Here is a 26,235-nt window from a genome sequence, read left to right as displayed (position 1 = left end):
GTGCTCAGATGCAATAAAACTGCAAAATGGTGAATAATAATGAGAAGATGTCTTTCAATTCTTGGTTCGACCGGCTCCATCGGTACGCAAGCGCTTGATGTTGTACGCGGTTTGAACGTAAAGGTATGCGCTTTGGCAGCCAATGCCAATACGGCGCTTTTAGAGGAACAGATCAGGGAATTTAAACCCGAGTTGGCTGCGGTGTTTGATGAGTCCGCGGCGAAAAAACTGAAAATTGCCGTGGCGGACACTCCCGTACGGGTTGTGACCGGCATGGACGGTCTGTGCGAGGCCGCGGCGATGGAAAACGCCGATTTGGTCCTGAATTCCGTCGTGGGCATGGTTGGGCTGGTGCCCACCCTGACCGCGATCAAAGCGGGAAAGGACGTGGCGCTCGCCAACAAGGAAACGCTGGTCGCCGGGGGCTCCCTTGTGATGGAGGCGGCCAAAAAGAATTCGGTAAAAATCCTTCCGGTGGACAGCGAGCATTCGGCCGTATTTCAATGTTTGCAGGGCTGCCCGGAGAAAAAAGCGCTCAAGTGCATCATCCTTACGGCTTCCGGCGGGCCGTTTTTCGGGAAAAACAGGGATCAGCTGATTCATGTAACGCCGCAGCAGGCGCTCAGGCATCCGAACTGGAATATGGGCGCCAAGGTTACGATCGACTCCGCTACCATGATGAATAAAGGGTTGGAAATTATAGAAGCGTCCTGGCTGTTCGATATGCCGGCCTCCAAAATTTCCGTGGTCGTCCATCGGGAAAGCGTCGTTCATTCCATGATTGAATATGAAGATAATTCCGTCATTGCGCAGCTGGGACTGCCGGATATGAGAATTCCCATTCAGTATGCAATTACCTGGCCGCAGAGGCTTCCTTCGCCGGTTGGGCAGCTGAGTTTGACGGATTACGGTAAATTGACCTTTTTTGAGCCCGATTTCCAGACTTTCTCCTGTCTTGACGCGTGCAAGAAAGCAATTGAGCGCGGCGGGCTTGCCCCCGCGGCGGCAAACGGGGCAAATGAGGTCGCGGTAAAGCTGTTTTTAGACGGCAGGATTTCTTTTCTCCGGATCGGGGAACTGGTCCGCCGTGCGATGGAAAATCAGCCGGATGTTCAAACGGTTTCGTCTGTTGACGATATTTTGAATGCCGACCGCAATGCGCGGGATTATGTTTTCGGCGCGGTCGGCTGACGATGAGGTGATCATGATTACAAAAGCAATATTGGTAATTATAGCGATTCTTCTTTTCAGCTTTATTATTTTTATCCACGAATTCGGACATTTTTTCACGGCGAAGCTTTCCGGAGTTCGTGTCAATGAATTTGCCATCGGCATGGGGCCGAAGCTGTTTCATTTTACAAGGGGGGAAACGGAGTATTCCCTGCGCGCGTTTCCGGTCGGCGGCTTCTGCGCGATGGAAGGCGAAGATGAGGACAGCCCGGACGACCGTGCCTTTAACAACAGGCCGATTTGGAAACGGATGCTGGTGGTTGTGATGGGCGCCGTGATGAATATTATCCTGGGTCTCGTCATTATGATGATTCTTTTAGGCCAGCAGCCTGCGTTTTCTTCGACGACCATCTCGAAATTTACCGATCAGTCGGCCCTGCAGGCGGCCGGGTTTCAGGTTGGCGATGTTTTTAAAAGCATCAACGGCTATAAAATAAACGGGGACCGCGATTTGAGCTTTGCTCTCGCCATGGCGGACCCGATGAAAACGGATATTCAGGTTTCCCGCGGCGGAAAGCTGCTGAACTTTGATGATATACGGTTTAACACAAAGGAATCGGACGGGAAGCAAATCCTTGCCCTTGACTTTTATGTGCAGCCGATTGAAAAAAATCCCGGTACTCTGATTGTCAAATCCGCACAGGACACGGTTTCCACCGTGCGAATGGTCTGGTACAGTCTGGTCGGGCTTGTCACGGGAAAATTCGGGTTCAATGATGTCGCGGGCCCCGTCGGCGCGGCGAACGCCATCGGGCAGGCGGCCTCGATCGGTCTGCAGCAGAATTTTATCGCCGCCCTGAACAATATTTTGATGATGATGATGGTCATTACCGTCAACCTTGGCGTCGTGAATCTGCTTCCGCTGCCGGCGCTGGACGGTGGCAGGCTGCTGTTCCTGATCGTGGAAGCGATTTTCCGCAAGCCAATCAACCCGAAATACGAGGGCTGGGTAAACACGGCCGGCTTCTGCCTGCTGATGGGTCTGATGGTGATTATTACTTTCAACGATATTATCAGGCTGATTACTGGCAAGGGGTTGGGTTGATCATGCGAAAATCAAGGACGGTTCATGCCGGGAAGGTGACGATTGGCGGCGGTTCCAAAATATCCGTGCAATCCATGCTCAACATTCCTTCCACGGATATCGACGGCAGTGTCCGTCAGGCGGTGGAACTGGAGCAGGCCGGGTGCGATATCATCCGTGCCGCGATTCCGAGCAGGGACGCCATTCCGCTGATTCCGGCGATCAAAAACGCCGTACAGGTTCCGCTCGTCGCGGATATTCATTTTGACTATCACCTGGCGCTGGAAGCGGTGGAGGCGGGAGTTGACAAAATCAGGATCAATCCCGGCAATATCGGCTCCGACGACCATGTCAAGGCGGTGGCGGACGCATGCCGCCGAAAAAATATCCCCATCCGGATCGGAGTGAATTCCGGTTCGCTGGAAAAGGAAATCCTGGAAAAATACGGCGGTCCAACGCCGCAGGCGCTTGTGGAAAGCGCGCTGTATCACGCTTCGCTGCTGGAAAAATATGATTTTCACGATATTGTCCTATCGATTAAATCCTCCGATGTGAACAAAATGATTCAGGCCTATGAGCTGGCGGCGCAAAGCTGCGACTATCCGCTGCATCTGGGTGTAACGGAGGCCGGGACCGAGCGGATGGGCCTGATCAAATCCGCGATCGGAATCGGTTCTCTTCTGCAGCGCGGGATAGGGGATACCATCCGTGTTTCCCTGACGGCCGACCCGGTAAAGGAGGTCGCCGCCGGTTTTGATATTTTGCGGGCGCTTGATCTGAACACGGAGGGAATCCAATTCGTTTCCTGCCCGACCTGCGGCAGAACGCGGATCGACCTGATCCGCCTTGCGAACGAGGCTGAACAGCGCCTTGCGGGATGCAAAAAAAATCTGAAGGTCGCCGTTATGGGCTGTGCGGTGAACGGCCCCGGAGAAGCCCGCGAGGCCGATATCGGCATTGCCGGAGGAGACGGGGTGGGCCTTCTGTTCAAGAAGGGCCGGATTATCCGCAAGGTTCCGGAGGATCAGCTTTTGGACTGCTTAATGCAGGAGATAGATCAGATGTAAAGGACGGAATTCCATTGAAAACTTTTGGTGAATTTTTTGGTGCATACATAGAAGCTTCACGATTGCCGTCTCCCGTGTGCAACGGAAGCATTTCTTCATTACAAATCGATACAAATAACAGAATCATTACTGCTGACGTGGCGTTTCCATCTTTGGTGGAGCGCCGCGTGCTTTATGATGTGGAAAAGCAAATTTCCGCCTGTAAAGAACTGAACCTTGCCAAAGCCTGCATCTTTCCATCCTTCCCGTCAGAGACCTTCAGCGTTGACTATTACCCCAGTCTGGTGATGGAACTGAAGCGCCGGGAAGCCAGTATCAACGGGACCCTGACGGATTCCTCCGCAAGGGTCGAAAACGGAAAGCTGATCATCTCTCTGACGCACGGCGGAAGGGATTTGCTGGTTTCGCGTCATATTGACCGCCTGATTTCCAGGCTGATTCACGAGGAATTCGGCATCAGCCTGACGGTGGAATTCGACGGACTTCTGACGGTAGACAGCGAGAATCCGGTCTATATTGAAAAGAAAAAGAAGCGGCAGGAAACGCTGAAACGCGAAGCGGTTGTGGAGCAGGTGGAAGCCTACGAAACAAATCTCAATCATGTAAAAGCGCCCAGGACAATTCAGGTGCGCTCGGGCGAAACGCTGCTCCCCTGCATGATACCGGAAACTGCCCGCGAACTGTACGGGCACGCGACGAAAGCAAAGCCGGTTCCGATTAATAAGGTAACTCCGGATATTGGGAGCGTAACGATTTGGGGCGAGATTTTTCAGATTGAAGAAAAGATTACAAGGGATCAGCAGAGAAAAATCATCACGATCAATATCACGGACTATACCAGTTCCATGACGCTGAAAATTATTGAGATGGTTTCCCAGTGCAAGGCGTTGGACACGCTGTCGAAGGGCATGTCGGTCATCGCCCGCGGCGATGTGGAATACGATAAATACGACCATGAAATCGTCCTGCGCGCCAAAAGCATCAGCACGGTCCAACAGCTGAAAGTGACGGATAAAGCCGATGTCAAGCGGGTGGAACTGCATTTACATACCAATATGTCCAGCATGGACGGCGTGAATTCCGCCGGAGACCTGATCAAGCGCGCCGCTCAGTGGGGGCAGAGCGCCATTGCCATTACTGACCACGGTGTGGCTCAGGCTTTTCCGGACGCTATGAACGCGGTGAACGACCTGAAAAAGAAAGATATCCATATCAAGGTCATTTATGGGGTGGAAGCCTATTTTGTCAATGATCTTGTACAGGCTGTCAAAGGGGAATCCTCTAAAACGCTGGATGACGAATTTATCTCATTCGATATCGAAACTACGGGCCTGAGCCCGAACAAGGACAAAATTACCGAAATCGGTGCGGTCAGGATCAAAAACGGCGAGATTATAGAAAGCTTCGATACCTTCGTCAATCCGCAAATCCCGATTCCGGCGAAAATAACAGAGCTGACCGGGATTACGGACTCCATGGTAAAAGACGCGCCGCTGGAAAAGGAAGCCATTCAGGCGTTTTATGATTTCTGCGGCAAAGACGCCGTTCTGATCGCCCACAACGCCGAGTTCGACACCTCGTTTATCCGGATTGCGGCGCAGCGCAGCGGAATGGATTTTTCCTACCCGTACATCGATACCGTTCCTATGTGCCGCTCCATGCTGAAGGATATCAAGAACTGCAAGCTGGACACGGTCGCCAAATACTTAAAGCTCGACCCGTTCAACCATCACCGCGCAAGCGACGACGCAACGGTACTGGGCAAGATCTTTATGGCGCTGTTAACGCGTCTGAAGGAAGACACCGGCGCGCAGTCGGTGATGGATATCAACTCCTCGCTGGCCGGCGGAGACCCTAAAAAAATGAAATCCTACCATCAGATCATTCTGGTCAAAAATAAAACGGGCCTGAAAAATCTGTACAAGCTGATTTCCAAATCCCATCTGGACTACTTTTACAGAAACCCGCGTATCCCCAAAAGCGAACTGATCAAACACAGGGAAGGTCTGATTGTCGGCAGTGCATGTGAAGCTGGAGAACTTTACAGAGCGGTTTTCAACGCGCAGCCGTGGGAAACTCTGTGTGAAATTGCGGGTTTCTACGATTATCTTGAAATTCAGCCGATTGGGAACAATCTTTTTATGGTCCGCGAGGGCCTTGTCCCCGACAAGGAAAAGCTGAGGGAATTCAACCGGACGATCGTGAAGCTCGGAGAGCATCTCCATAAGCCGGTGGTCGCGACGTGCGACGTTCACTTTATGGACCCGAAGGACGGCGATTACCGCAGAATCCTGATGGCCGGTCAGGGATACAAGGATACCGACGAGCAGGCTCCGCTCTACATGCGCACCACCGCGGAAATGCTGGCGGAATTCGCCTATCTTGGGAAGGAAAAAGCGTATGAAGTCGTGGTGAAAAACACAAACCTGATTGCGGAGATGACGGAGGAAATCCGCCCGATTCCCGAGGGAACCTATCCGCCCTTTATCGAGGGTGCCGAGGAACAGCTGACCAGTATCACATGGACAAGGGCGAAAGAGGTCTACGGTGACCCGCTGCCGGATATCGTGAAAAAGCGTCTCGACCGTGAGCTGGGTTCCATCACGAAGCACGGCTTCTCCATCCTTTATATGACCGCGCAGAAGTTGGTCGCGGACTCGGAAGCACACGGTTATCTGGTTGGCTCCCGTGGTTCCGTCGGGTCCTCGTTTGTGGCGAATATGTCCGGTATTTCCGAGGTAAACCCGCTGGAGCCGCATTATGTCTGCCCCAACTGCAAGCACAGCGAATTCATCACCGACGGCAGCTATGGCAGCGGATTCGACCTGCCGCCGAAAAATTGCCCTGTCTGCGGAACGGAGTATAACCGCGACGGGCATACGATTCCGTTTGAGACCTTCCTGGGCTTCGACGGCGACAAGACGCCGGATATCGACCTGAACTTTTCCGGCGAGTACCAGACCAGCGCACACCGCTACACAGAAACGCTGTTCGGCAAGGACAACGTCTTTAAGGCCGGAACCATCGCAACCGTAGCGGATAAAACCGCAATCGGCTTCGTGAAGAAATATGCGGAGGAAAAGGGAATGGTGATGCACCGTGCGGAGGAACAGCGTCTGGCGATCGGCTGCACGGGGATCAAGCGCACGACCGGCCAGCATCCGGGCGGCATGGTCGTCGTGCCGAAGGGCATGGAGATTTACGATTTCTGCCCGGTGCAGCATCCGGCGAACGATCAGAAATCGGATAATATCACCACCCATTTCGACTTCCATTCCATCCATGACACCATCTGCAAGCTGGACGAGCTCGGGCATGATGTTCCTTCCATTTACCGGTATCTGGAAGATTACACCGGCATTCCGGTTATGAAGGTTTCCATGAGCGACCCGGAGGTCATGTCGCTGTTTACCTCCACGGAGGCGCTTCACGTCAAGCCGGAGGATATCGATTCCCAGACCGGCACGTTTTCCCTGCCGGAAGTCGGCACCAGCTTTGTACGGCAAATGCTGATCGATTCCCAGCCCAAAACCTTTTCCGATCTTTTGCAGGTTTCCGGCCTTTCACACGGTACGGATGTCTGGCTCGGCAACGCGCAGGACCTGATTAAAAACAAGACCTGCACCATCGCGGAGGTAATCGGAACCAGAGACAGCATTATGACTTACCTGCTGCACAAAGGGCTGGAGCCGAAAATGGCGTTTAAAATTATGGAGATCACCCGTAAGGGCAAGGCCTCCAAGCTTTTGACGGAAGAGCATATTCAGGCCATGAAGGAGCATAATGTACCGCAGTGGTATATTGATTCCTGTATGAAGATCAAGTACATGTTCCCGAAAGCGCACGCGGCGGCATATATGATTTCAACCCTGCGTCTCGGGTGGTACAAGGTACATAGGCCGGTCGAGTACTACGCCGCTTATTTTACCGTACGCGGAGAGGACTTTGACGGCGCCACTGTCATGAAGGGCAGGGAAGCCGTCCGGAGACGCATGAATGAAATCAGCATGAAGGGCAAGGAAGCAAGCGCGAAGGAAGAGGCCGCCTATGCTACTTTCCAGATCATCAACGAAATGCTTGCCCGGGGAATCGAGGTTCTTCCGGTCGACCTTTATCAATCCGACGCGAAAAAATATCTGGTCGAAAATGGAAAAATCAGGCTGCCGTTTTCCTCTCTGTCGGGTGTGGGGGAAGCCGCGGCAAACAGTCTGGCGGCCGCAAAGGAAAAGGGGCCTTATATTTCTGTCGACGATCTTCAGACCCGCTCCAAGGTTTCCAAATCCGTTATTGAAACGCTTGCGGAGGCCGGTGCCCTTGCCGGACTGCCGCAAAGCAGCCAGATGACATTATTTGGTTGACAAAGAACGGTTTAGTATGCTATTATATTACCATACTAAAGCATTCAACTGAAAGTCTACAGGTGTATTGGATGAAAAAATATAACAAAGTCACTCCGGAGGGGACGAAAGACCTTCTTTTTGAAGAATGCCTGGTGCGCAGGGATGTGGAGAAAACCCTGAGGGATGTCTTTTCTTCCAGGGGCTTCAATGAAGTGGTTACTCCCGGTTTGGAGTTCTATGATGTGTTTGACCCGAATTTTTCCGGAATCGGGCAGGAGGTCATGTATAAAATGTCCGACCGCCGCGGAAGACTGACTGTTATGCGGCCGGATTCCACCATGCCGATCGCGCGTCTGGCCGCGACCAGACTGCAGGCCTTACCGAAGCCGATCAGGCTTTTTTACACACAGCCCATCTACCGCAACAATCCGGCCCTGACGGGCCGCAGCGACGAAACGGCCCAGACCGGGATTGAGCTTCTCGGCGCGGACGGAATGCGCGCGGACCTTGAAGTGATCATGACGGCAATCGAGGCGCTGGGAAAGTGTGTCCCTGATTTTCGGTTTGAACTGGGTCACGCCGGACTTTTCCGCGCATTGGCCGAGCAGCTGCCTATTTCCGACGACCTGCGCGAGGATATCCGCAGCGCCATTGAATCGAAAAATTACGCGTCGCTGAACAGAATCCTTGACGGTCTGGAGCAATCCCGGCCGGTAACGGCGATGCGCACGCTTCCGCGCCTTTTCGGCGGGGAAGAGGTGTTTGCGCATGCGGAGCCGTTTTGTTCCGACGAAAAGTCCGGAGGAATGCTAAAATATCTGCACGAGCTTTACCGCTCCTTGAGCCGCCGCGGCCTTGGCGATAAGATGATTGTCGATTTGGGTCTGGTACAGCGCAACGATTATTACACCAATATCGTTTTCAGCGCTTATGTGGAAGACTGCGGTGACGCGGTCCTTCTGGGCGGAAGATACGACAATCTTCTCGGTTACTTTGACTTTCCGATGCCGGCTATCGGGTTCGCGATCAACGTGGACGCGATTTCCAAGATCATGCTGGAACACGGTACGCTCTATTCCGTTATGCCGGCGGACGTTCTGGTTCACGGAGAGACCAATTTTGAAATGGAGGCCCTGAACTATGCTTCCACACTGATTGAAAAGGGTCTGAAATGCGAAAACAGTATCTTTGAGACAAAAGAGAAAGCGCTGGAATATGCGAAAACGCGCGGAATCAGGCGCGTGGACTGTATCGGAGACCGTATTGAGACCATAAATCTGATATAGGGTTGGGAAAAAATGAAACCACTTAGAATCGCCCTTACGAAGGGCAGGCTTGAAAATGATACCGTTGCCTTATTTGAGAAAATCGGCTTTGACTGTTCCGCCGTAAGAAATAAAGGGCGCAAACTGATTCTGCCGGTTTGCGGGAACCGGTTTGAGGTGGTTCTTGCCAAAGCCGCCGATGTCATCACCTATGTGGAGCACGGCGCCTGTGACCTGGGAGTCGTGGGAAAAGATACGATTCTGGAGCATGGAAGCGGCTTTTATGAAGTGCTGGACCTTGGCTTCGGCAGATGCAAATTTGCCCTTGCCGGTCCGAAGAACCGGGATTTTTTCAGCGGATATTCCTCTAAAACCATTGCTACGAAGTACCCGAATGTCGCGAGAAATTATTTTGAAAGCAAAGGAATGGACGTCAGGATCATAAAAATTGAGGGGTCCGTCGAGCTGGCACCGCTTCTGGGCCTTTCCGACGCGATCGTAGACATTGTTGAAACGGGTTCTACCCTGAAAGAAAACGGGCTCGAAGTGATTGAAAGCATCTATGATATTTCCGCGAGGCTGATTGTCAACGCGGCAAGCCTGAAAATCCGAAAAACGGAAATAGAGAGCCTTGCGGAAGAGATGGACCGGGCAAAGGAGGGAACAGCGTGATACAGCTTGTGAGAAAAGGCGGCAGCCGCGATTTTATCAGTCGGCTGAAACAAAGGAATGAGGAGACCGACAGGGAAGTGGAATCGGCCGTCTCGGAAATTATTGAAAATGTACGCCGTCACGGCGATGACGCGGTTTGCGGCTATACCCTGAAATTTGACGGCAGCCTGCCCGAAAAACCAGAAATTTCCGCCGCGGAAATGAAGGAACTTACCGGCCGGTGTGAACCGGATTTTTTGTCCGCGCTCGCCAGAGCCGCGGAGAACATCAGGGATTTTCATTCCCGGCAGAAACAGCAGAGCTGGTTTCAAACCGATGAAAGCGGAGTAATGATGGGGCAGCGCATTCGCGGCCTGTCAAAAGTCGGTATCTATGTGCCGGGCGGAACGGCGGCTTATCCTTCTTCCGTCCTGATGAATGCGATTCCCGCCAAAATTGCCGGAGTAAAAGAAATCATCATGGTGACGCCTCCCGGAAAGGACGGAAAACCCAATCCGGATATCCTGGCGGCGGCGCTGACCGCCGGGGTCGGCCGCGTCTTTCTGGCCGGCGGGGCGCAGGCGGTCGCGGCGCTTGCATTCGGGACCGAAACCATCCCTAAGGTCGATAAAATTGTCGGCCCGGGAAATATTTATGTAGCCACCGCCAAAAAGCAGCTTTACGGCACCGTCGATATCGATATGATCGCCGGCCCGAGCGAAATCCTGATTATCGCGGACGAAACGGCGCATCCGGAATTTCTGGCGGCTGACCTGATGTCGCAGGCCGAACACGACGTGCTTGCCTCCGCTATTCTGCTGACGACTTCAGAGAAAATCGCGGAGCAGACGGTTGCCCAGATTGACCGGCAGCTTCCCCAGCTGTCGCGCAGGGAAATCATTTCCAAATCACTGGACCGTTTTGGCGCGGTGGTGGTATGCGAAAGCATGGAGGAAGCCGTTTCCTTTGCCAACGAGCTGGCGCCGGAGCACCTTGAGGTTTGCGCCGCAAACCCGATGGAATATATCGGAAAAATCGACAACGCCGGTTCCGTTTTTCTCGGCAACTATTCGCCGGAGCCGCTTGGCGACTATTTCGCGGGACCGAACCACGTTTTGCCCACCAGTGGGACCGCGCGCTTTTTCTCCCCGCTTTCGGTGGACAGCTTTATCAAGAAATCCAGCTTTATCTATTATACGGAAGATGCGCTGAAATCGGCGCAGAAGGATATTATTCAGCTCGCAGAGGCCGAGGGCCTGACCGCTCACGCGAATTCGATTAAAGTGAGGCGCTGAAATGGCTTACCAGTTAAATGAAAAAATCAGAGATCTGCGCCCGTATGACCCGATTACCGGCCACTATCCGATTCGTCTGGATGCCAACGAGTCCTTTCTTCCCATTCCAAACCGGATTGCATTGAAAATCATGGAATCGGCGGCGTTTACCGCTTATAACCGGTACCCGGATCCGTTGGCGTCAGAGCTTTGCGAAAGCTTTGCGAAGTTTTATCAGGTCAATCCCGCCCATGTTACGGCCGGAAACGGTTCCGACGAACTGATATCCGTTATCTGCGGCGCCTTTTTAATGAAGGGCGATGCGATGCTGACGGTGTCCCCGGATTTTTCCATGTATCGCTTTTACGCCTCCATTGTGGAAACGAAAAGCATTGTCTACGCCAAAAATCCCGATCTGACCATCGACGTGGATAAGGTGATTGAATTGGCCAATGCAAATGACGTCAGGCTGATTCTCTTCTCCAATCCTTGCAATCCCACTTCGCTTGGGCTGCCGAAAGAAGAAGTCCGGCGGCTGATAACATCGGTAAAGGCGCTGGTGGTGCTTGACGAAGCCTATATGGACTTTTGGGACCAGTCCCTGCTGGACGAGGTGGAGCAATACGACAATCTCATGATTCTGAGAACCTGCTCCAAAGCGTTTGGCATGGCCGCAATCCGGCTCGGATTTGCCGTAGCAAATCCGACACTGACAAATGCGCTGAAAGCGGTCAAATCGCCCTATAACGTGAACTCCCTCACTCAGAAAATCGGTTCCCTTATTTTAAAAGAACCCGATCTAATCCGTTCCGGTATCAACGACATCGTTGCTTCCCGGAATATGCTCTATTCGGAAATGATGCGCATAGAAAAGAACAACAGCGAAAAAATGCATGTGTATCCCACCGCAACAAATTTTGTATTCCTTCAGATTGCCCAGGCGGAGGAAATTTTTCTCGCCTTATTAAAATCAGGGATTGCCGTCCGCTTTATGGGCGATTTTCTGCGGGTGACGGCAGGTACGATGGAAGAAAACAAAGAGTTTATCAAAGTTTTTGAAACAGTGATTCAATAACAAAGGGAGGCGGAAAAATGAGGACGTCGGTACAAAAACGCAAAACCAAGGAAACGGATATTGTTGTTTCGCTTTCACTTGACGGCGGCGAAGTGAGCATTTCAACCGGAATCGGTTTTTTTGACCACATGCTCAATGCCTTTGCCGTACACGGAGGCTTTGGACTCACCATGGAGGCGGTCGGCGATTTGGAGATCGACGGTCATCACACGGTTGAGGATGTCGGCATCGTTTTGGGAAAAGCCTTTGCAGAGGCCCTTGGCGACAAATCGGGGATCGCCCGTTTCGGCACCTTTTTTGTGCCCATGGACGAAGCGCTTGCCTTTGCCTCTGTCGATATCAGCGGAAGGCCGTACCTTGTTTTTCAGGCGGAGTTCGAGCAGGAACGGGTGGGGGAATTCGATACCTGCCTGACGGAAGATTTTATGCGCGCCTTCGCGGTCAACGCCGGAATCACGCTCCACACCCGTATTGAATATGGCAAAAATGCGCACCATGAGATCGAGGGAATGTTCAAGGCCGTTGCCCACGCCATGCGGCTGGCGGCTACAAGAACTTCCTCGGGGGTGCTTTCAACAAAGGGGTCCTTGTAATTTCATCAATAGGAGACGGCTATGGTTATTTTGCCCGCAATCGATATTAAGGACGGCGAATGCGTACGTCTGGTAAAGGGCGATTACAGCACGGCGCATAAAGTGGCGCAGGATGCAGTGTCCACCGCCAGGGTTTTTGAGTCCGCGGGAGCGAAGTGGCTGCATGTTGTCGATCTGAACGGCGCAAAAGCGGCTCATCCCGTGAATTCGGAAATCGTTTTTAAGGTACTGCAGAATTCCGGGCTGAAAATAGAAATCGGCGGCGGAATCAGAAGCATGGAAACGATTGATTTTTATCTTTCCAATGGCGTGTCGAGAGTCATTTTAGGTTCTTCGGCCCTGAACGATCCCCATCTTGTCAAAGAATCTGTTCAGAGCTATGGCGAGCGCATTGCGGTGGGAATCGACGCTTTAAACGGCAAGGCTGCCGCGCAGGGCTGGACGGAAACCTCAGCAGTGGATTATCTTGAGCTTGCCAAAAGGATGGAACAGTACGGCGTAAAGCATATTATCTTTACAGATATTTCCCGGGACGGCACTTTGACCGGCCCGAATCTGGAAATGCTGGACCGGCTGAATCATGCGGTTTCCTGTAATATTATCGCGAGTGGGGGTGTCAGCAGCCTTGTGGATATCGCGGATTTACTGGATTTGAAGCTGTATGGGGCAATCTGTGGAAAAGCCCTGTATACCGGTGCGCTCGATTTGAAAGCAGCGATTGCGCTTTGCGGAAAGGGAAAAACAAATGGAATGTATTGATGGAAAGGATAACACCTTTATAGATCGCTTTTTTCAAAAATCCGATTTGCTTCCGGCGATTGTTCAGGAATACGGAACAAACGAAGTTTTGATGCTGGCCTATATGAATCGGGAGTCCATGAGAAAAACGCTTGAGACGGGATATACTTGGTTTTACAGCCGTTCCCGCCGGGAGCTTTGGAATAAAGGCGCGACCTCCGGACATTTGCAGAAGGTTGTGAGCGTCCACGGCGACTGTGATGACGACACCCTTCTGGTCGTCGTCAGACAGACGGGCGCCGCCTGCCATACGGGCGCGCACAGCTGCTTTTTTAATGAAATCTGGAGGGATAACGATGCTTGACACCTGGCAGGAGCTTTACAGTACCATACAGAGAAGAAAAGAAACTCGTGCGGAAGGGTCCTATACCTGTTACCTGTTTGACAAGGGCCTTGATAAGATCCTGAAAAAATGCGGGGAAGAGTGCAGCGAGGTGATGATCGCCGCCAAAAACGGAGACAATGCCGAAACCGTCCTTGAACTATCGGATCTGCTGTATCATCTGACCGTTTTAATGGTCAACGAAGGCATCTCCCTGGAAGATATTCAGACTGAGCTGGAAAAGCGCAGTGAAAAAACAGGGAATCTGAAAACCTTTCATCAGGTAGATAAAAACAGCTGAAAAGAGCCGGCGCATTTGCGCCGGCTCTTTTCAGCACAGGCAATCGATCAAGCCGCGCCTGCCGCGCGGCACGTTTTCCCGGCGCCCGGCGAGTTTTTAGTATCTTACCATAAGGAGGTCACGCCCAGCTGTAAAAGTCTTTTAAGAACCAGATATCCTTTGCTTCATATTCCGAACCGTTCAGGTAATTCAAAATTCCCGTGTCCGTGTCAAAGGTGAATTTCAGCTTGTAGGAATAAAGGGCCTGATAGGAAAATCCGGCTTGCTTATTGATCGCGTTTGTGCCGTATTTTCCGTCCCCGGCGAGCGGGTGGCCGACGGAAGCAAGGTGCGCGCGAATTTGGTGGGTGCGGCCGGTCAGGAGCTCCACCTCCAGCAGGCTGAAGCTTCCGCGTTCTTCAAGCACCCGGTAGCGCGTTTTGATCGATTTGGTGTCCGCGGCGGGCCTGTGGGAAATATAGACGCGGTTCTGGCTTTCGTTTTTTTGGAGAAAGCCTTCCAGCACCGCTTCTTTCGGATTCATTTTTCCATGGACAATGCAGAGATACAGCTTCTGCATTTCGCGCTTTTTCACTTTTTCATTCATGATGCGGAGGGTTTCCGCGTTCTTCGCCGCCATTACGATGCCGCCGGTGTTCCGGTCGATCCGGTTGATCAGGGCCGGGGCGAACGAATTTTCGTTTTCGGGGCGGTATTCCCCTTTCTCATATAAATAATGCTGAACGCGGGCAATCAGGGAATCAAAATGATAATTTTCGTCCGGGTGTACGATTAATCCCGGCTTTTTATCTAAAATCATGATATTTTCGTCTTCATAAATCACCGTGAGCTTGTTCGGCGCTTTCAGAAAGTCGTATTCCTTTTGCTCCTGCTGAAAAAATTCGTCTTTTAAATACAGGGTGAGAACGTCGCCCTCGTTCAGGCGGGTGGAAATTTCGCACCGCTTCCCGTTCAGCTTGATATCTTTTTTACGGATGCTTTTATACATCATGGATTGGGGGAGGTTGCCGAAGGATTTCGTGAGAAACTTGTCCAGCCTCTGTCCGGCGTCGTTTGCGCCTACGGTTATTTCTTTCATATGGGAAGACTCCTAACTTGATACATTTTCAGTGCTTCCGTCTTTCCAGATTATATCACGGATCAGGCCGCGGCAACAGTCGGAAATACTTTTCAAAAGAGATTTTTTAGTATATAATAGAATGAAATATGCGAGAAGGAGAACGAATTATGATAACACAGCAAAGGGTCATGGAGATTTTGGAAGAGGCCGGGGTTTTGCTGGAGGGGCATTTCAAACTGACCTCCGGCAGGCACAGCAACAAATACCTCCAGTGCGCCAGGATTTTTCGCAATACAAGGTACAGTGAGGAGCTTTGCGCGGCCCTTGCGGAACAGTATTGTCATGATCATGTTCAGATCGTCATCGGACCGGCGATGGGGGCGGTCCAGATGGCTTACGAAGTCAGCCGCGCGCTCCGCTGCGAAAACTTTTTTACAGAGCGCGGCGAGGACGGGAAAATGGCTTTGCGGCGCGGCTTCTCCGTAAACCCCGGGGAAAGGGTGCTTGTGGTGGAAGACGTGGTGACGACCGGCGGCTCGGTCCGTGAGGTGATCGAGTTGGTGAAGGAAGCCAGAGGCGAAGTGGTCGGCGTCGGTTCCATTGTTGACCGGACAGGCGGAAAAATCGATTTCGGCGTTCCCTTTAAGGCGGTCGTTTCCGTTGAAGTGGAGTCCTGGGAACCGGAAGAATGTCCTTTGTGCAAGGCCGGTGCTCCGGCGCCCGTCAAACCGGGCAGCAGAAAAATCTGATGGATGATTGGGGGTCGGGCGGCGTTGGAGCAAAACAAGGAGCGGCGCAGGGAACAGCCGCCGGAAATCAGTAACGAAGCCCAGCCCGTGCACGGCGGCCACAGGGACCGCATGAAAAACAGATTCCTGAAGGATGGGCTTGACGCTTTTGAGCCGCACGCGGTTCTGGAGCTGCTTCTTTTTTACGCAATTCCCCTTAAGGACACCAATCCCATCGGCCATGCGCTCCTGCAGAAATTCGGGTCGCTGTCGGGGGTGTTCGACGCGCCCTATGGAGAACTGATGAAAGTGGAGGGCGTGGGAAAGTCGGCGGCAATGCTGATAAAACTCATTCCGCAGCTGTGCCGCCGCTACCAGGAAAATTTGGATAAAGACAAAAATGTGATTTTCAGTTATAATGAAGCAGGCAGTCTTTTAACCAGCAAATTTATCGGCCGTTCGGACGAGGTCATCGTACTGATGCTCCTCGACAGCAAAAACCGGCTGATTTACTGCGGTGTGGTCAATGAAGGCACTGTCGCCACCGCCAATATTTATATCAAGAAGATTGTCCGGCTTGCGGTGGAGTATAACGCGGCTTACGCGATTCTGTCACATAATCATCCGAGCGGAGACTGTCTGCCGTCAAAACAGGATTTAAGCTCCACACAGTGGGTCTATGAAGCGTTGAACATTGTGGAAGTGAAGCTTATCGATCATATTATCGTGAGCGGAAACGATTATTTTTCAATCGCGAAAAGCGGAATCATGCCGGGAATTTTTGATGTCGGATTTGATACGGAGTAAAAAATGGATTTTAAATTAGTTTCACAATATCAGCCGAAGGGAGACCAGCCCAAGGCGGTTCAGCAGCTTGTTCAGGGATTGCAGACCGGCTACCGCGAGCAGACGCTGCTTGGCGTGACCGGTTCCGGAAAAACCTTTACCATGGCGAATGTCATCGCGCAGATGAACCGTCCCACTTTGGTTCTGGCTCACAACAAAACGCTTGCCGCTCAGCTTTGTTCCGAGTTCCGGGAGTTCTTTCCGGAAAACGCGGTCGAGTATTTTGTATCCTATTATGATTATTATCAGCCGGAAGCCTATATTGCGACGACGGACACCTATATTGAAAAGGATTCCGCGATCAATGATGAAATAGACAAGCTGCGCCATTCGGCTACCTCGGCCCTTTCGGAGCGCCGGGACGTCATCATCGTTGCCAGCGTGTCCTGCATTTACAGCCTGGGCGACCCGATCGATTACCGCACCATGGTGATTTCTCTGCGCCCGGGGATGGAGAAGAGCCGCGACGATTTGCTGCGCAAGCTCGTTGAGCTTCAGTATGAACGGAACGACATCAATTTTATCCGTAATAAATTCCGGGTCCGCGGCGACGTGGTGGAGATTTTTCCCGCTCAGTCGAACGATACGGTGATCCGTGTGGAATTCTTTGGCGACGAAATTGACCGGATCAGTGAAATCAACGCGCTGACGGGGGAACTCAAGGCTGTCTTAAAGCACGTTGCCATTTATCCGGCGTCCCATTACATTGTCCCGCGGGAAAAGATGCAGCGCGCCATCGGCGATCTTGAACGGGAAATGGAAGAACGGGTCGCGTTTTTCAAAGCCAACGGCAAGCTGATTGAGGCGCAGAGAATTCAGGAACGTACCCGGTACGACATGGAAATGCTGGCCGAAATCGGATTCTGCAAAGGGATTGAAAACTATTCGCGCGTTCTGTCCGGACGTGCGCCGGGCAGCTCGCCGTTCACCCTTCTGGATTACTTTCCGAAAGACTTCTTGCTGTTTGTGGACGAGTCCCATGTGACGCTGCCGCAGGTCCGCTCCATGTACGCGGGCGACCGGGCCAGAAAACAGTCGCTGGTCGATTTCGGTTTCCGCCTTCCGTCCGCGTTTGACAACCGTCCGCTGAATTTTGACGAGTTTTACAGCCATGTCAATCAGGCCGTCTTCGTCAGTGCGACGCCGGGCGATCTGGAAAAGGAAAAATCTGCCCAGGTCGTGGAGCAGGTGATCCGTCCGACCGGACTGGTCGACCCAGAGATTATCGTCAAACCGACGGATGGGCAGATTGACGATCTGATTTCCGAAATCAACATGAGAACCGCCGACGGAGAGCGCGTCCTCATTACCACCCTGACCAAAAAAATGGCGGAAGACCTCACCTCCTATCTGGAGGGAATGGGAATCCGCGTCAGATATATGCATCACGATATCGATACCGTGGAACGGATGGAAATTCTCCGTGACCTGCGCCTGGGAGAGTTTGACGTGCTGGTCGGAATCAACCTGCTGCGGGAAGGGCTGGACATTCCGGAGGTTTCGCTGGTAGCGATCCTGGATGCGGACAAAGAGGGCTTCCTGCGTTCCGAGCGTTCGCTGATCCAGACGATCGGCCGCGCCGCGCGCAACGCAAAGGGACAGGTCATTATGTACGCCGATACGGTGACTCCGTCCATGGAATCCGCTATCCGTGAAACGGAACGCCGCCGGTCCATTCAGACCGCGTATAACCGGGAACACGGGATTATTCCAAAAACCATCACGAAAAAGGTTTCCGATATTCTGGAAATCTCCACCCATAAAGAGGACGAGAAGGGAAAGAAACAGAAGCGTCTGAGTCCGATCGAGAGAAAACAGATGATCGAACAGCTCACAAAGGAAATGAAGGCGGCTGCGAAGCTGCTCGAATTCGAGCACGCCGCTTATCTGCGTGACAAAATCAAACAACTGAACGGCGAAAAATAGCCGGCGAAACGCTACGGAGGAAATTATAATCAATGACAGCAAAGAACATTTTTGTTAAGGGCGCAAGGGAACATAATCTGAAAAACATCGATATCGAGATTCCAAGGGACAAACTGATTGTTTTCACGGGACTTTCCGGCTCCGGAAAGTCCTCTCTCGCTTTCGATACCATCTATGCGGAAGGACAGCGCCGCTATGTGGAATCCCTTTCATCCTATGCGCGCCAGTTTCTGGGGCAGATGGAAAAGCCGGATGTGGATTACATTGAGGGGCTTTCTCCGGCCATTTCCATCGATCAGAAGACAACTTCCAAAAATCCCCGTTCCACGGTCGGAACGGTAACGGAGATTTACGACTATCTGCGCCTTTTGTACGCGAGAATCGGAATCCCGCACTGCCCGATCTGTGGACGGGAAATCAAGCAGCAGACCGTTGACCAGATTGTCGACCGCATCCTGAATCTGGAAGAGGGAACAAAGATTCAGGTGCTTGCTCCCGTGGTGCGGGGACGCAAGGGCGAACATACCAAAGAGTTTGACGCCGCGCGCAAAAGCGGCTTTGTCCGCGTGCGTGTGGACGGCAATCTCTATGATCTGTCGGAAACTATTCAGCTTGAAAAAAATAAGAAACATACGATCGAGGTCATTGTCGACAGGCTGGTCATCCACCCCTCGATTCACTCCCGCCTGTCCGATTCCATCGAGACGGCTTCCTCGCTTTCCGGCGGAATTATCGTAATCAATGTCGCCGGGGGAGACGATATCACCTTTTCCCAGAACTACGCCTGCCCGGAGCACGGCATCAGTGTGGAGGAGCTTACTCCGCGCATGTTTTCCTTTAACAATCCGTTCGGCGCTTGCCCAAAATGTACGGGACTGGGTGTCTTTATGAAAATCGATCCCGACCTGATTATTCCGGACAAGTCCCTTTCCATCAGCAAGGGCGGCCTGAAAGCCAGCGGATGGGCGATGGAAGGCAGCACGATCGCCTCCATGTACATGACGGCACTGTCCAAACACTATCATTTTTCTCTGAATACGCCTCTTGGAAAGCTGCCGCCGGAAATCATCGATGTCCTCCTTTACGGTACGAAGGGCGAGAAGATACAGATCGAGCGCAGCAACGAATACGGAAGCGGAATCTATAAAACCGAATTTGAGGGAATCATCAATAATCTTGAGCGGCGTTTCCGTGAAACGCAGAGCAACTGGATCAAAGAGGAAATCGAATCCTATATGAGCGCGATTCCCTGCGATGCCTGCCATGGCAAGCGCCTTTCCCCAATCAGCCTGGCCGTAACCGTGGGCGGCATCAATATCAGCGATTTCTGCGACAAATCGGTCACGCAGGCGCTGGATTTCATCAATCGTCTGGAGCTTTCCGAACGGGACACGATGATTGCGAGCGCTATTTTGAAGGAGATCAGAAGCCGTCTTGGGTTCCTGCAGAGCGTTGGGCTGGAGTACCTTACCCTTTCGCGTTCGTCCGGTACGCTTTCCGGCGGAGAAAGCCAGCGTATCCGTCTGGCCACGCAGATCGGCTCGTCTCTGATGGGAGTCCTTTACATTCTTGACGAACCGAGCATCGGTCTGCACCAGCGCGACAACGATAAGCTCCTTGCCACGCTGAAGCGGCTGCGCGACTTGGGAAACACCGTCATTGTCGTAGAGCACGACGAGGACACCATGCGCGCCTCCGACCATATTGTGGATATCGGCCCGGGCGCGGGCATTCACGGCGGCCACGTGGTATTCAACGGGAGCGTGGACGATATTGTCAACTGTAAGGAATCCATTACCGGACAGTATCTGAGCGGGGTGAAAAGAGTCGAGGTTCCCGCAGAACGCCGCAAGGGCAACGGAAAAAAGCTGAAAATCATCGGTGCGTCGCAAAACAATCTGAAAAATGTGAACGTGGATATCCCGCTTGGGGAATTTGTCTGTGTCACCGGTGTATCCGGTTCCGGAAAATCCTCGCTGATCAATGAAATATTATATAAATACCTGGCGGCGGAACTGAATGGGGCGAAATCCCGTCCCGGTGCTTTTAAAGAGATCAAGGGGATCTCGGAGCTGGACAAGGTGATTGAAATCAACCAGTCTCCCATCGGCAGAACGCCCCGTTCCAACCCCGCTACCTATACCGGTGTCTTTACGGATATCCGCGAGCTGTATGCCTCCACACAGGACGCCAAGCTGCGCGGGTTCAATTCCGGCCGGTTCTCCTTTAATGTGAAGGGCGGCCGCTGCGAGGCCTGCCAGGGCGACGGCATCATCAAAATCGAGATGCATTTCCTTCCGGACGTCTATGTTCCCTGCGACGTCTGCAAAGGGAAACGCTATAACCGTGAAACGCTGGAGATCAAGTATAAAGGCAAAAGCATCTATGATGTGCTGGAGATGACGGTGGAAGAGGGTTTGGAGTTCTTTTCCAGCATCCCGCGCATTGCCCGCAAGCTGCAGACGCTGCAGGACGTCGGACTCGGCTATGTCAAGATCGGCCAGCCGGCGACGACCCTTTCCGGCGGCGAAGCGCAAAGAGTCAAGCTGGCCACAGAGCTTTCCAAGCGCTCCACGGGCAGAACGATTTATATTCTGGATGAGCCTACCACCGGCCTTCATATCGCGGACGTCCACAAGCTGATCGAAGTGCTGCAGAAGCTGGTGGACGGCGGAAACACCGTAGTGGTCATCGAGCATAATCTGGACCTGATCAAAACCGCCGACTATATCATTGACCTTGGTCCGGAGGGCGGGGACGGCGGCGGTGAGGTCATTGCAAAGGGAACCCCGGAGCAGATCGTAAAAGTAAAGGAATCCTATACCGGGAAATATCTGAAAAAATTGCTGTGAGCATAAAAAAGCCTTCCGCGGAGGATGAAAAATCCCCGTGCGGAAGGTTTTTTGTTTTCTATGGATTTATTCCGCGCTGTCTTCCTGCAGTTCCGTCCTTTTTTGATTCCATCTGAAAAAAGACGGCTTTGTTTCCGAAATCAGAATGGAAAGCAGAATCAGCAGGGATCCGGCTAAGATTTTGGGCGTCAGCGCTTCCTGTAAAAAGATAATGCCGAAAACCGAGCCGAACAGAGATTCCAGCGACATAATCAAAGAAGCTCTTGCGGGCGGGGTGTACTTTTGACAGACGGTTTGCAAAACCAGTGCGATCAACGTGCTGAATACGCCGATGTATAAAAGAGACAGGACGGAGTCGGTTCCCAGGCCGGCGGGGAACGTTTCCGTGCAGAGAGCCACTGCCAGGCCAATCACTCCGGTAACGGCAAATTGCGTGTAGGAGAGCAGAATAGGATCATTCTTTTCGGTTAAAATACTGGTACCTACGATCTGTGAAGCAAAAGCGATTCCGCACAGCAGAGAGAGAATATCCCCGATGTTTATGGTGAACCCTGCGTGCAGCGATAAAAGCCCGATTCCGGCAATGCATATTAATGCAGCCGCTATATTGTACAAATCCGGCTTTTTATTGCGCAGCAGCCAATAAAGGAACGGCACCACCACAACATAGACGGCCGTTAAAAACGCATTGTTGCCCGCCGTTGTATATTTTACGCCGGTTGTCTGCAAATAATAGGCGATAAAACTCAGGACCCCGAGGACGGCACCCGACTTGATACAGTCGGCGTCTATTTTTTTCAGCCTTTTGAAGAAAAAAACAGTCATGAGCAAAACGGCGATCCCGAAACGGATCGCAATGATGTAGCTCGTCGGAACGGCGCCGGTAGCGTTTTTTACGACGACAAAAGCGCTGCCCCAGATGATTGTGACGAAAACCAGCCCCAAATCCGCGGCCAGTGCCTGATTTTTAATTTTCAATAATGCCACCTCGTTTTTATGTTCCCGGATATTATAACATTATTCTATTTTTATCGCAACAGAAAAGCGACTGATTCCGGCAGGACACAGCATGAATTTTGTATGTTCATAAATAATTTAGAATATTATTTCTTTGCTAAAGCAGAGGATTGTGATATAATAAAGCTTGATTTTAACCGAGTTTAATATGGAGATGAATAATCGAATGACAGAAATAGAACAGCGTTCCGTTTGTGACGGCGTCAACTTCAGAAGCGTCCGGGATATGAAATTCAAAACGGTGCGCATGTCCGTTAATTTTTTACTGCCCCTTCAAAAAAAAGCTGTGGCTTCCAATGCCATTCTGCCTTTCCTTCTCAGCCGCGCCAGCAGGGAATATCCCGACTTTACAAAACTGGGTGAACGTCTGGCCGAGCTTTACGGAGCGGATCTGAGTGCCGACGTTCAGAAAATCGGCGACGTCCAGATGCTGTCTCTTTATGCTTCTGGAATTGCCGACAGGTATGCTTTGCAGGGGGAGAGCACTTCGACTGAGCTCTCAAAGCTGCTGTGCAGCGTTCTGTTTGACCCGCCGTTTGAAGACGGCCTTTTCCCGAAGGACGGATTTGAGCAGGAACAGCGCCAGACGATTGAACTGATCGACTCTGAATTCAATGACAAGCGTACCTATGCCAGACAGCGCTGTGAAGAAATCATGTGTAAAAACGAGCCGTACGGCATCAGCCGTTATGGCAGCAAGGAAGATATCAGGAATCTGAAGCGTGAGGAACTGACCGGGGTATGGCGCTATCTGATTCAGAACGCAAGGATCGAAATCATGGTTCTGGGCGACTGTGATCCCAAGCCCGTTTATGAAGGGTTTTATAACGCTTTTCAGAAGCTTGGCAAAAGATCCACGGTGGAGTGTCCGACTGTCAATGTCAAAAAAGCGGATCAGGCCAATGAAGTCACCGAAAAAATGGATATTGCCCAGTCCAAGCTCGTTCTCGGCTTCCGCACCGCGGCCTCCCTTCGGGATGAGCAGGTGGAGGCGGTCAAGCTGATGGTTGCCCTTTTTGGCGGCACCCCGAACTCCAAGCTGTTTCTGAATGTCCGCGAAAAGCTCAGCCTTTGCTACTATTGCAGCGCGCTGTACGTTTCCATGAAAGGAATCATGCTTGTACAGAGCGGCGTTGAGACGAAGAATATTGAAAAGGCCAAAGAGGAAATTTTATTCCAGCTGGGAGAAATAAAAAAGGGCAATTTTGACGATAATGAAGTCAATGCGGCAAAACTCAGCATGTGCAACAGTTACCGCTCTCTTTCCGATTCCCTTGGCGGGCTGGAGGCGTGGTACCTGTCGCAGACTTTTGCCAATTATGTTAAACGCCCGGAGGAAGCGGCGGCGCTGATCAGCGCCGTTACGCGTCAGCAGATTATCGACGCCGCTAACAATGTCACTCTTGACACAGTGTATCGCTTGGTCGGAAACGGGGTAGAAAAAGAATGAATGTAATGAAGGAAATCAAAAGCTCACGGATCGGCGACCGGTATTTTGAGATCAACCATTCGTCCGGGCTGAAAATCTTTGTATATCCGAAAGAGAATTACAGCTCCACTTATGCTGTATTTGGCACCAAATACGGTTCTGTGGACACCTGCTTTAAAACTTCGGAAGAAACCGAGCTGAATACGGTCCCCAACGGCATCGCGCATTATCTGGAGCACAAGCTTTTTGAAAGCGAGGATGGGGACGCCTTTGCCCGTTACGCAAAAACGGGGGCTTCCGCAAACGCCTATACTTCTTTTGACAAAACCTGTTACCTGTTTTCCTGTTCGGAAAAAGTATACGAATCGCTGGGAATCCTTCTGGATTTTGTTCAGTCCCCTTATTTTACCGAGCAGACCGTACAGAAGGAGCAGGGCATTATCGGCCAGGAAATCAGGATGTACGACGACGACCCGCAGTGGCGCGTGATGTTCAACCTTCTGCGCGCCATATACCATAAGCATCCGGTCAGGATCGATATTGCCGGAACGGTCGAAAGTATTGCGGAGATTACGCCGGAGTTGCTTTATAAGTGCTATCATACCTTCTATAACCTCAACAATATGGTGCTGTGTGTCGCGGGAAACGTCGACGTTTACAAGGTGCTGGAACTTTGCGATAAAATGCTGAAGCCCTCTAAAAACGTCACCATCGACCGCTTTTTTGAAGAAGAGCCCGAGGGGGTTGTGGAGAGCAGGGTGGAACAGAAGCTTTCCGTGGCCGCCCCGATCTTTCAACTGGGCTTTAAGGAAAAGGCGGGCAAGAACCGCCTGTCTGCCCGCGAAATCGCGGACACGGAAATCCTGCTGGAAATCCTGGCTTCCGACGCGTCCCCGCTGTTCCGCAGGCTGCTGGACGCCGGGCTGATTAATCAGTCCTCCTTCTCCTATGAATATTTTGAGGGACCGGGTTATGCGTCGGTGATCTTTTCCGGGGAATCAAAGGACCCCGATGCCGTTGCGCAGGAGATCAAAAAAGAGGTTGCCGGGCTGCGTGAACACGGACTGGACCCCGCGGCTTTTGAGCGCTCCAAAAAAGCGGTTTACGGCCGTATGGTCTCGTCTTTCAACAGTGTGGACAACATCGCCAATACCATGGCCTCACTGGCGTTTACCGGCCATGAACTGTTTAACTATATCGATACGATTGCTTCGGCGGATATTCAGTCCGTGCAGAACAGGCTCAATGTCCAGCTCAGACCGGAGTATTCCGCACTTTCCATTGTAAGACCGGTTGAAGAATAAGCTTTTCTTTATTCTTACCGCCAGAACATCCCACGCGAAGTTTTGGCCGGGGTCTAATCTGTTTTTGCGCGTGGAGAAATGGTGGAGTATATGTTAAATGTTCAATTTCCGGGACTAGGCATTCACTTTACAATCAATCCGGTTGCATTTTCAATCGGTTCGCTTACCGTCAGATGGTACGGTGTGATTATTGCGGTCGGTTTTTTACTGGCTTTCCTTTATGTGATGGCAAGCTGCAAAAAATTTAATATGGATCAGGACAGGCTCATCGACGCCGTGATTGTCGGTATTATCGGCGGAATCATCGGCGCAAGGGCCTACTATGTCATTTTCGATACCAGCGACCAGTATCTGAGAAATCCGATCAGCGCCCTTTATATCTGGGAGGGAGGACTTGGAATTTACGGCGGAATCATCGGCGGCCTGCTCTGCGGCGCGCTGATCGCCAAGCTGCGCAAAATCAGCGTTCCGGCCATGCTGGACCTGGCCTCGCTCGGCTTCCTGATCGGACAGACGATCGGCCGCTGGGGCAACTTTGTCAATCAGGAGGCGTTTGGCCGCGAAACCACTCTGCCGTGGGGCATGGTCAGCGAAAATACTTCCGCCATTGCGAACGGCCCTGTGCATCCCTGCTTCCTTTATGAATCCTTATGGTGCCTTCTGGGCTTTGTCCTGCTACATATTTTCAGCCGCAGGTTCAGAAGATATGACGGACAGGTTTTTCTTGGCTATTTAATCTGGTACGGCGTCGGCCGGTTCTTTATTGAAGGACTGCGTACGGACAGCCTGATTACCCCGGTTATTCCTCTCAGGGTCTCACAGGTAGTTGCTGTAATAACGGTTTTAACCGGTATCGCATTGTTGATTGTTTTCCGCAACAGAACCGCTCTTACCGGATGCGGTTCCCCGAAAGTCATGGCTCTGAATGCCGTGGTGGATGAAGTACCGGAAGAATTGATTGACGACGATACAAGCACTATTTTTGACACAGACGCTTCTGAAGATACGTCGGACGGCGCGGTACAGGAAGAGCCTGCTGCGTCCGAACCAGTCGCGGAGCCGGAAGAACCCGTTTCAGCTTCTTCCGAGGATACGGCGGAAGAAACCGAGAAATCATGATTTTGGAGGCAGGT

Annotated in this window: 21 protein-coding genes; 19 read left to right on the top strand and 2 right to left on the bottom strand. The window is 51.9% G+C overall.

What is annotated here, in order from left to right; all coding sequences use genetic code 11:
* Window positions 1-39 precede the first annotated feature (39 nt).
* From VXK30_RS09180 to hisE, 12 genes are all read left to right on the top strand, one after another.
* On the top strand, window positions 40-1,191 hold the full coding sequence (locus tag VXK30_RS09180) for a 1-deoxy-D-xylulose-5-phosphate reductoisomerase (RefSeq protein ID WP_275715930.1): 1,152 nt from the start codon (window positions 40-42) through the stop codon (window positions 1,189-1,191).
* Window positions 1,192-1,204: 13 nt separating this feature from the next.
* The gene (locus VXK30_RS09175; protein WP_275715928.1) at window positions 1,205-2,275 is read left to right on the top strand and encodes a M50 family metallopeptidase; all 1,071 of its coding nucleotides are present in this window, start codon (window positions 1,205-1,207) and stop codon (window positions 2,273-2,275) included.
* A gap of 2 nt (window positions 2,276-2,277) precedes the next feature.
* Complete coding sequence (gene ispG, locus VXK30_RS09170) at window positions 2,278-3,321, top strand: flavodoxin-dependent (E)-4-hydroxy-3-methylbut-2-enyl-diphosphate synthase (protein WP_442868003.1); 1,044 nt, start codon at window positions 2,278-2,280, stop codon at window positions 3,319-3,321.
* Window positions 3,322-3,383: 62 nt separating this feature from the next.
* A complete protein-coding gene (locus VXK30_RS09165; RefSeq protein ID WP_275715924.1) occupies window positions 3,384-7,679 on the top strand; it encodes a PolC-type DNA polymerase III in 4,296 nt (1,431 codons plus the stop codon).
* Window positions 7,680-7,750: 71 nt separating this feature from the next.
* Window positions 7,751-8,947, top strand: a complete 1,197-nt coding sequence (gene hisZ / locus VXK30_RS09160) for an ATP phosphoribosyltransferase regulatory subunit (protein ID WP_275715922.1) — start codon at window positions 7,751-7,753, stop codon at window positions 8,945-8,947.
* Window positions 8,948-8,959: 12 nt separating this feature from the next.
* Window positions 8,960-9,598, top strand: a complete 639-nt coding sequence (hisG, locus tag VXK30_RS09155) for an ATP phosphoribosyltransferase (RefSeq protein ID WP_275715920.1) — start codon at window positions 8,960-8,962, stop codon at window positions 9,596-9,598.
* Complete coding sequence (hisD, locus tag VXK30_RS09150) at window positions 9,595-10,872, top strand: histidinol dehydrogenase (RefSeq protein ID WP_275715918.1); 1,278 nt, start codon at window positions 9,595-9,597, stop codon at window positions 10,870-10,872. Before hisG ends, hisD begins: the two co-directional genes overlap by 4 nt.
* Before the next feature lies 1 nt (window position 10,873).
* Entirely contained in the window at window positions 10,874-11,926 is a 1,053-nt protein-coding gene (hisC, locus tag VXK30_RS09145; protein ID WP_275715916.1) for a histidinol-phosphate transaminase, read from the top strand.
* Between the two features lie 17 nt (window positions 11,927-11,943).
* The gene (hisB, locus tag VXK30_RS09140; protein WP_275715914.1) at window positions 11,944-12,519 is read left to right on the top strand and encodes an imidazoleglycerol-phosphate dehydratase HisB; all 576 of its coding nucleotides are present in this window, start codon (window positions 11,944-11,946) and stop codon (window positions 12,517-12,519) included.
* A gap of 21 nt (window positions 12,520-12,540) precedes the next feature.
* The gene (gene hisA / locus VXK30_RS09135) at window positions 12,541-13,278 is read left to right on the top strand and encodes a 1-(5-phosphoribosyl)-5-[(5-phosphoribosylamino)methylideneamino]imidazole-4-carboxamide isomerase (RefSeq protein ID WP_275715912.1); all 738 of its coding nucleotides are present in this window, start codon (window positions 12,541-12,543) and stop codon (window positions 13,276-13,278) included.
* Window positions 13,265-13,621, top strand: a complete 357-nt coding sequence (hisI, locus tag VXK30_RS09130; RefSeq protein ID WP_275715910.1) for a phosphoribosyl-AMP cyclohydrolase — start codon at window positions 13,265-13,267, stop codon at window positions 13,619-13,621. Before hisA ends, hisI begins: the two co-directional genes overlap by 14 nt.
* Window positions 13,614-13,940 carry a phosphoribosyl-ATP diphosphatase gene (hisE, locus tag VXK30_RS09125; RefSeq protein ID WP_275715908.1) on the top strand — a complete coding sequence of 109 codons (327 nt, stop codon included), beginning with the start codon at window positions 13,614-13,616 and terminating at the stop codon, window positions 13,938-13,940. The genes hisI and hisE overlap by 8 nt, the downstream gene beginning before the upstream one ends.
* Window positions 13,941-14,058: 118 nt before the next feature.
* Here hisE and VXK30_RS09120 read toward each other — a convergent pair whose 3' ends face one another.
* Complete coding sequence (locus tag VXK30_RS09120; protein ID WP_275715906.1) at window positions 14,059-15,018, bottom strand: RluA family pseudouridine synthase; 960 nt, start codon at window positions 15,016-15,018, stop codon at window positions 14,059-14,061.
* Between the two features lie 149 nt (window positions 15,019-15,167).
* On the opposite strand from VXK30_RS09120, the gene pyrE reads away from it, so the two are divergent.
* The 4 genes from pyrE to uvrA are packed head-to-tail and all read left to right on the top strand — an operon-like array spanning window position 15,168 to window position 21,352.
* Window positions 15,168-15,749 (top strand): orotate phosphoribosyltransferase, encoded by a 582-nt coding sequence (gene pyrE, locus VXK30_RS09115; protein ID WP_275715904.1) that lies wholly within the window; start codon window positions 15,168-15,170, stop codon window positions 15,747-15,749.
* Window positions 15,750-15,773: 24 nt separating this feature from the next.
* A complete protein-coding gene (locus VXK30_RS09110; protein ID WP_275715902.1) occupies window positions 15,774-16,535 on the top strand; it encodes a JAB domain-containing protein in 762 nt (253 codons plus the stop codon).
* 3 nt (window positions 16,536-16,538) lie between these two features.
* Window positions 16,539-18,500: an excinuclease ABC subunit UvrB gene (gene uvrB / locus VXK30_RS09105; RefSeq protein WP_275715900.1), complete on the top strand. Its 1,962-nt coding sequence runs from the start codon at window positions 16,539-16,541 to the stop codon at window positions 18,498-18,500.
* A gap of 32 nt (window positions 18,501-18,532) precedes the next feature.
* On the top strand, window positions 18,533-21,352 hold the full coding sequence (gene uvrA / locus VXK30_RS09100; RefSeq protein ID WP_275715898.1) for an excinuclease ABC subunit UvrA: 2,820 nt from the start codon (window positions 18,533-18,535) through the stop codon (window positions 21,350-21,352).
* A gap of 66 nt (window positions 21,353-21,418) precedes the next feature.
* Here the strand turns inward: uvrA and VXK30_RS09095 are convergent, their stop codons facing one another.
* Window positions 21,419-22,330, bottom strand: a complete 912-nt coding sequence (locus VXK30_RS09095) for a DMT family transporter (RefSeq protein ID WP_275715896.1) — start codon at window positions 22,328-22,330, stop codon at window positions 21,419-21,421.
* 205 nt (window positions 22,331-22,535) lie between these two features.
* Here VXK30_RS09095 and yfmF point away from each other — a divergent pair, with 205 nt between their 5' ends.
* From yfmF to lgt, 3 genes are all read left to right on the top strand, one after another.
* Window positions 22,536-23,819, top strand: a complete 1,284-nt coding sequence (yfmF, locus tag VXK30_RS09090) for an EF-P 5-aminopentanol modification-associated protein YfmF (protein WP_275715894.1) — start codon at window positions 22,536-22,538, stop codon at window positions 23,817-23,819.
* Entirely contained in the window at window positions 23,816-25,102 is a 1,287-nt protein-coding gene (gene yfmH, locus VXK30_RS09085; RefSeq protein WP_442868002.1) for an EF-P 5-aminopentanol modification-associated protein YfmH, read from the top strand. The genes yfmF and yfmH overlap by 4 nt, the downstream gene beginning before the upstream one ends.
* Window positions 25,103-25,192: 90 nt before the next feature.
* On the top strand, window positions 25,193-26,221 hold the full coding sequence (gene lgt, locus VXK30_RS09080) for a prolipoprotein diacylglyceryl transferase (RefSeq protein WP_275715892.1): 1,029 nt from the start codon (window positions 25,193-25,195) through the stop codon (window positions 26,219-26,221).
* Window positions 26,222-26,235: the final 14 nt, after the last annotated feature.

The organism is Caproiciproducens sp. CPB-2 (assembly GCF_036287215.1).
In the GTDB taxonomy this organism is placed as follows: domain Bacteria; phylum Bacillota; class Clostridia; order Oscillospirales; family Acutalibacteraceae; genus Caproiciproducens.
Note: the sequence above shows the minus strand (reverse complement) of the source record. Positions and strands in the feature narration are given on the sequence as shown.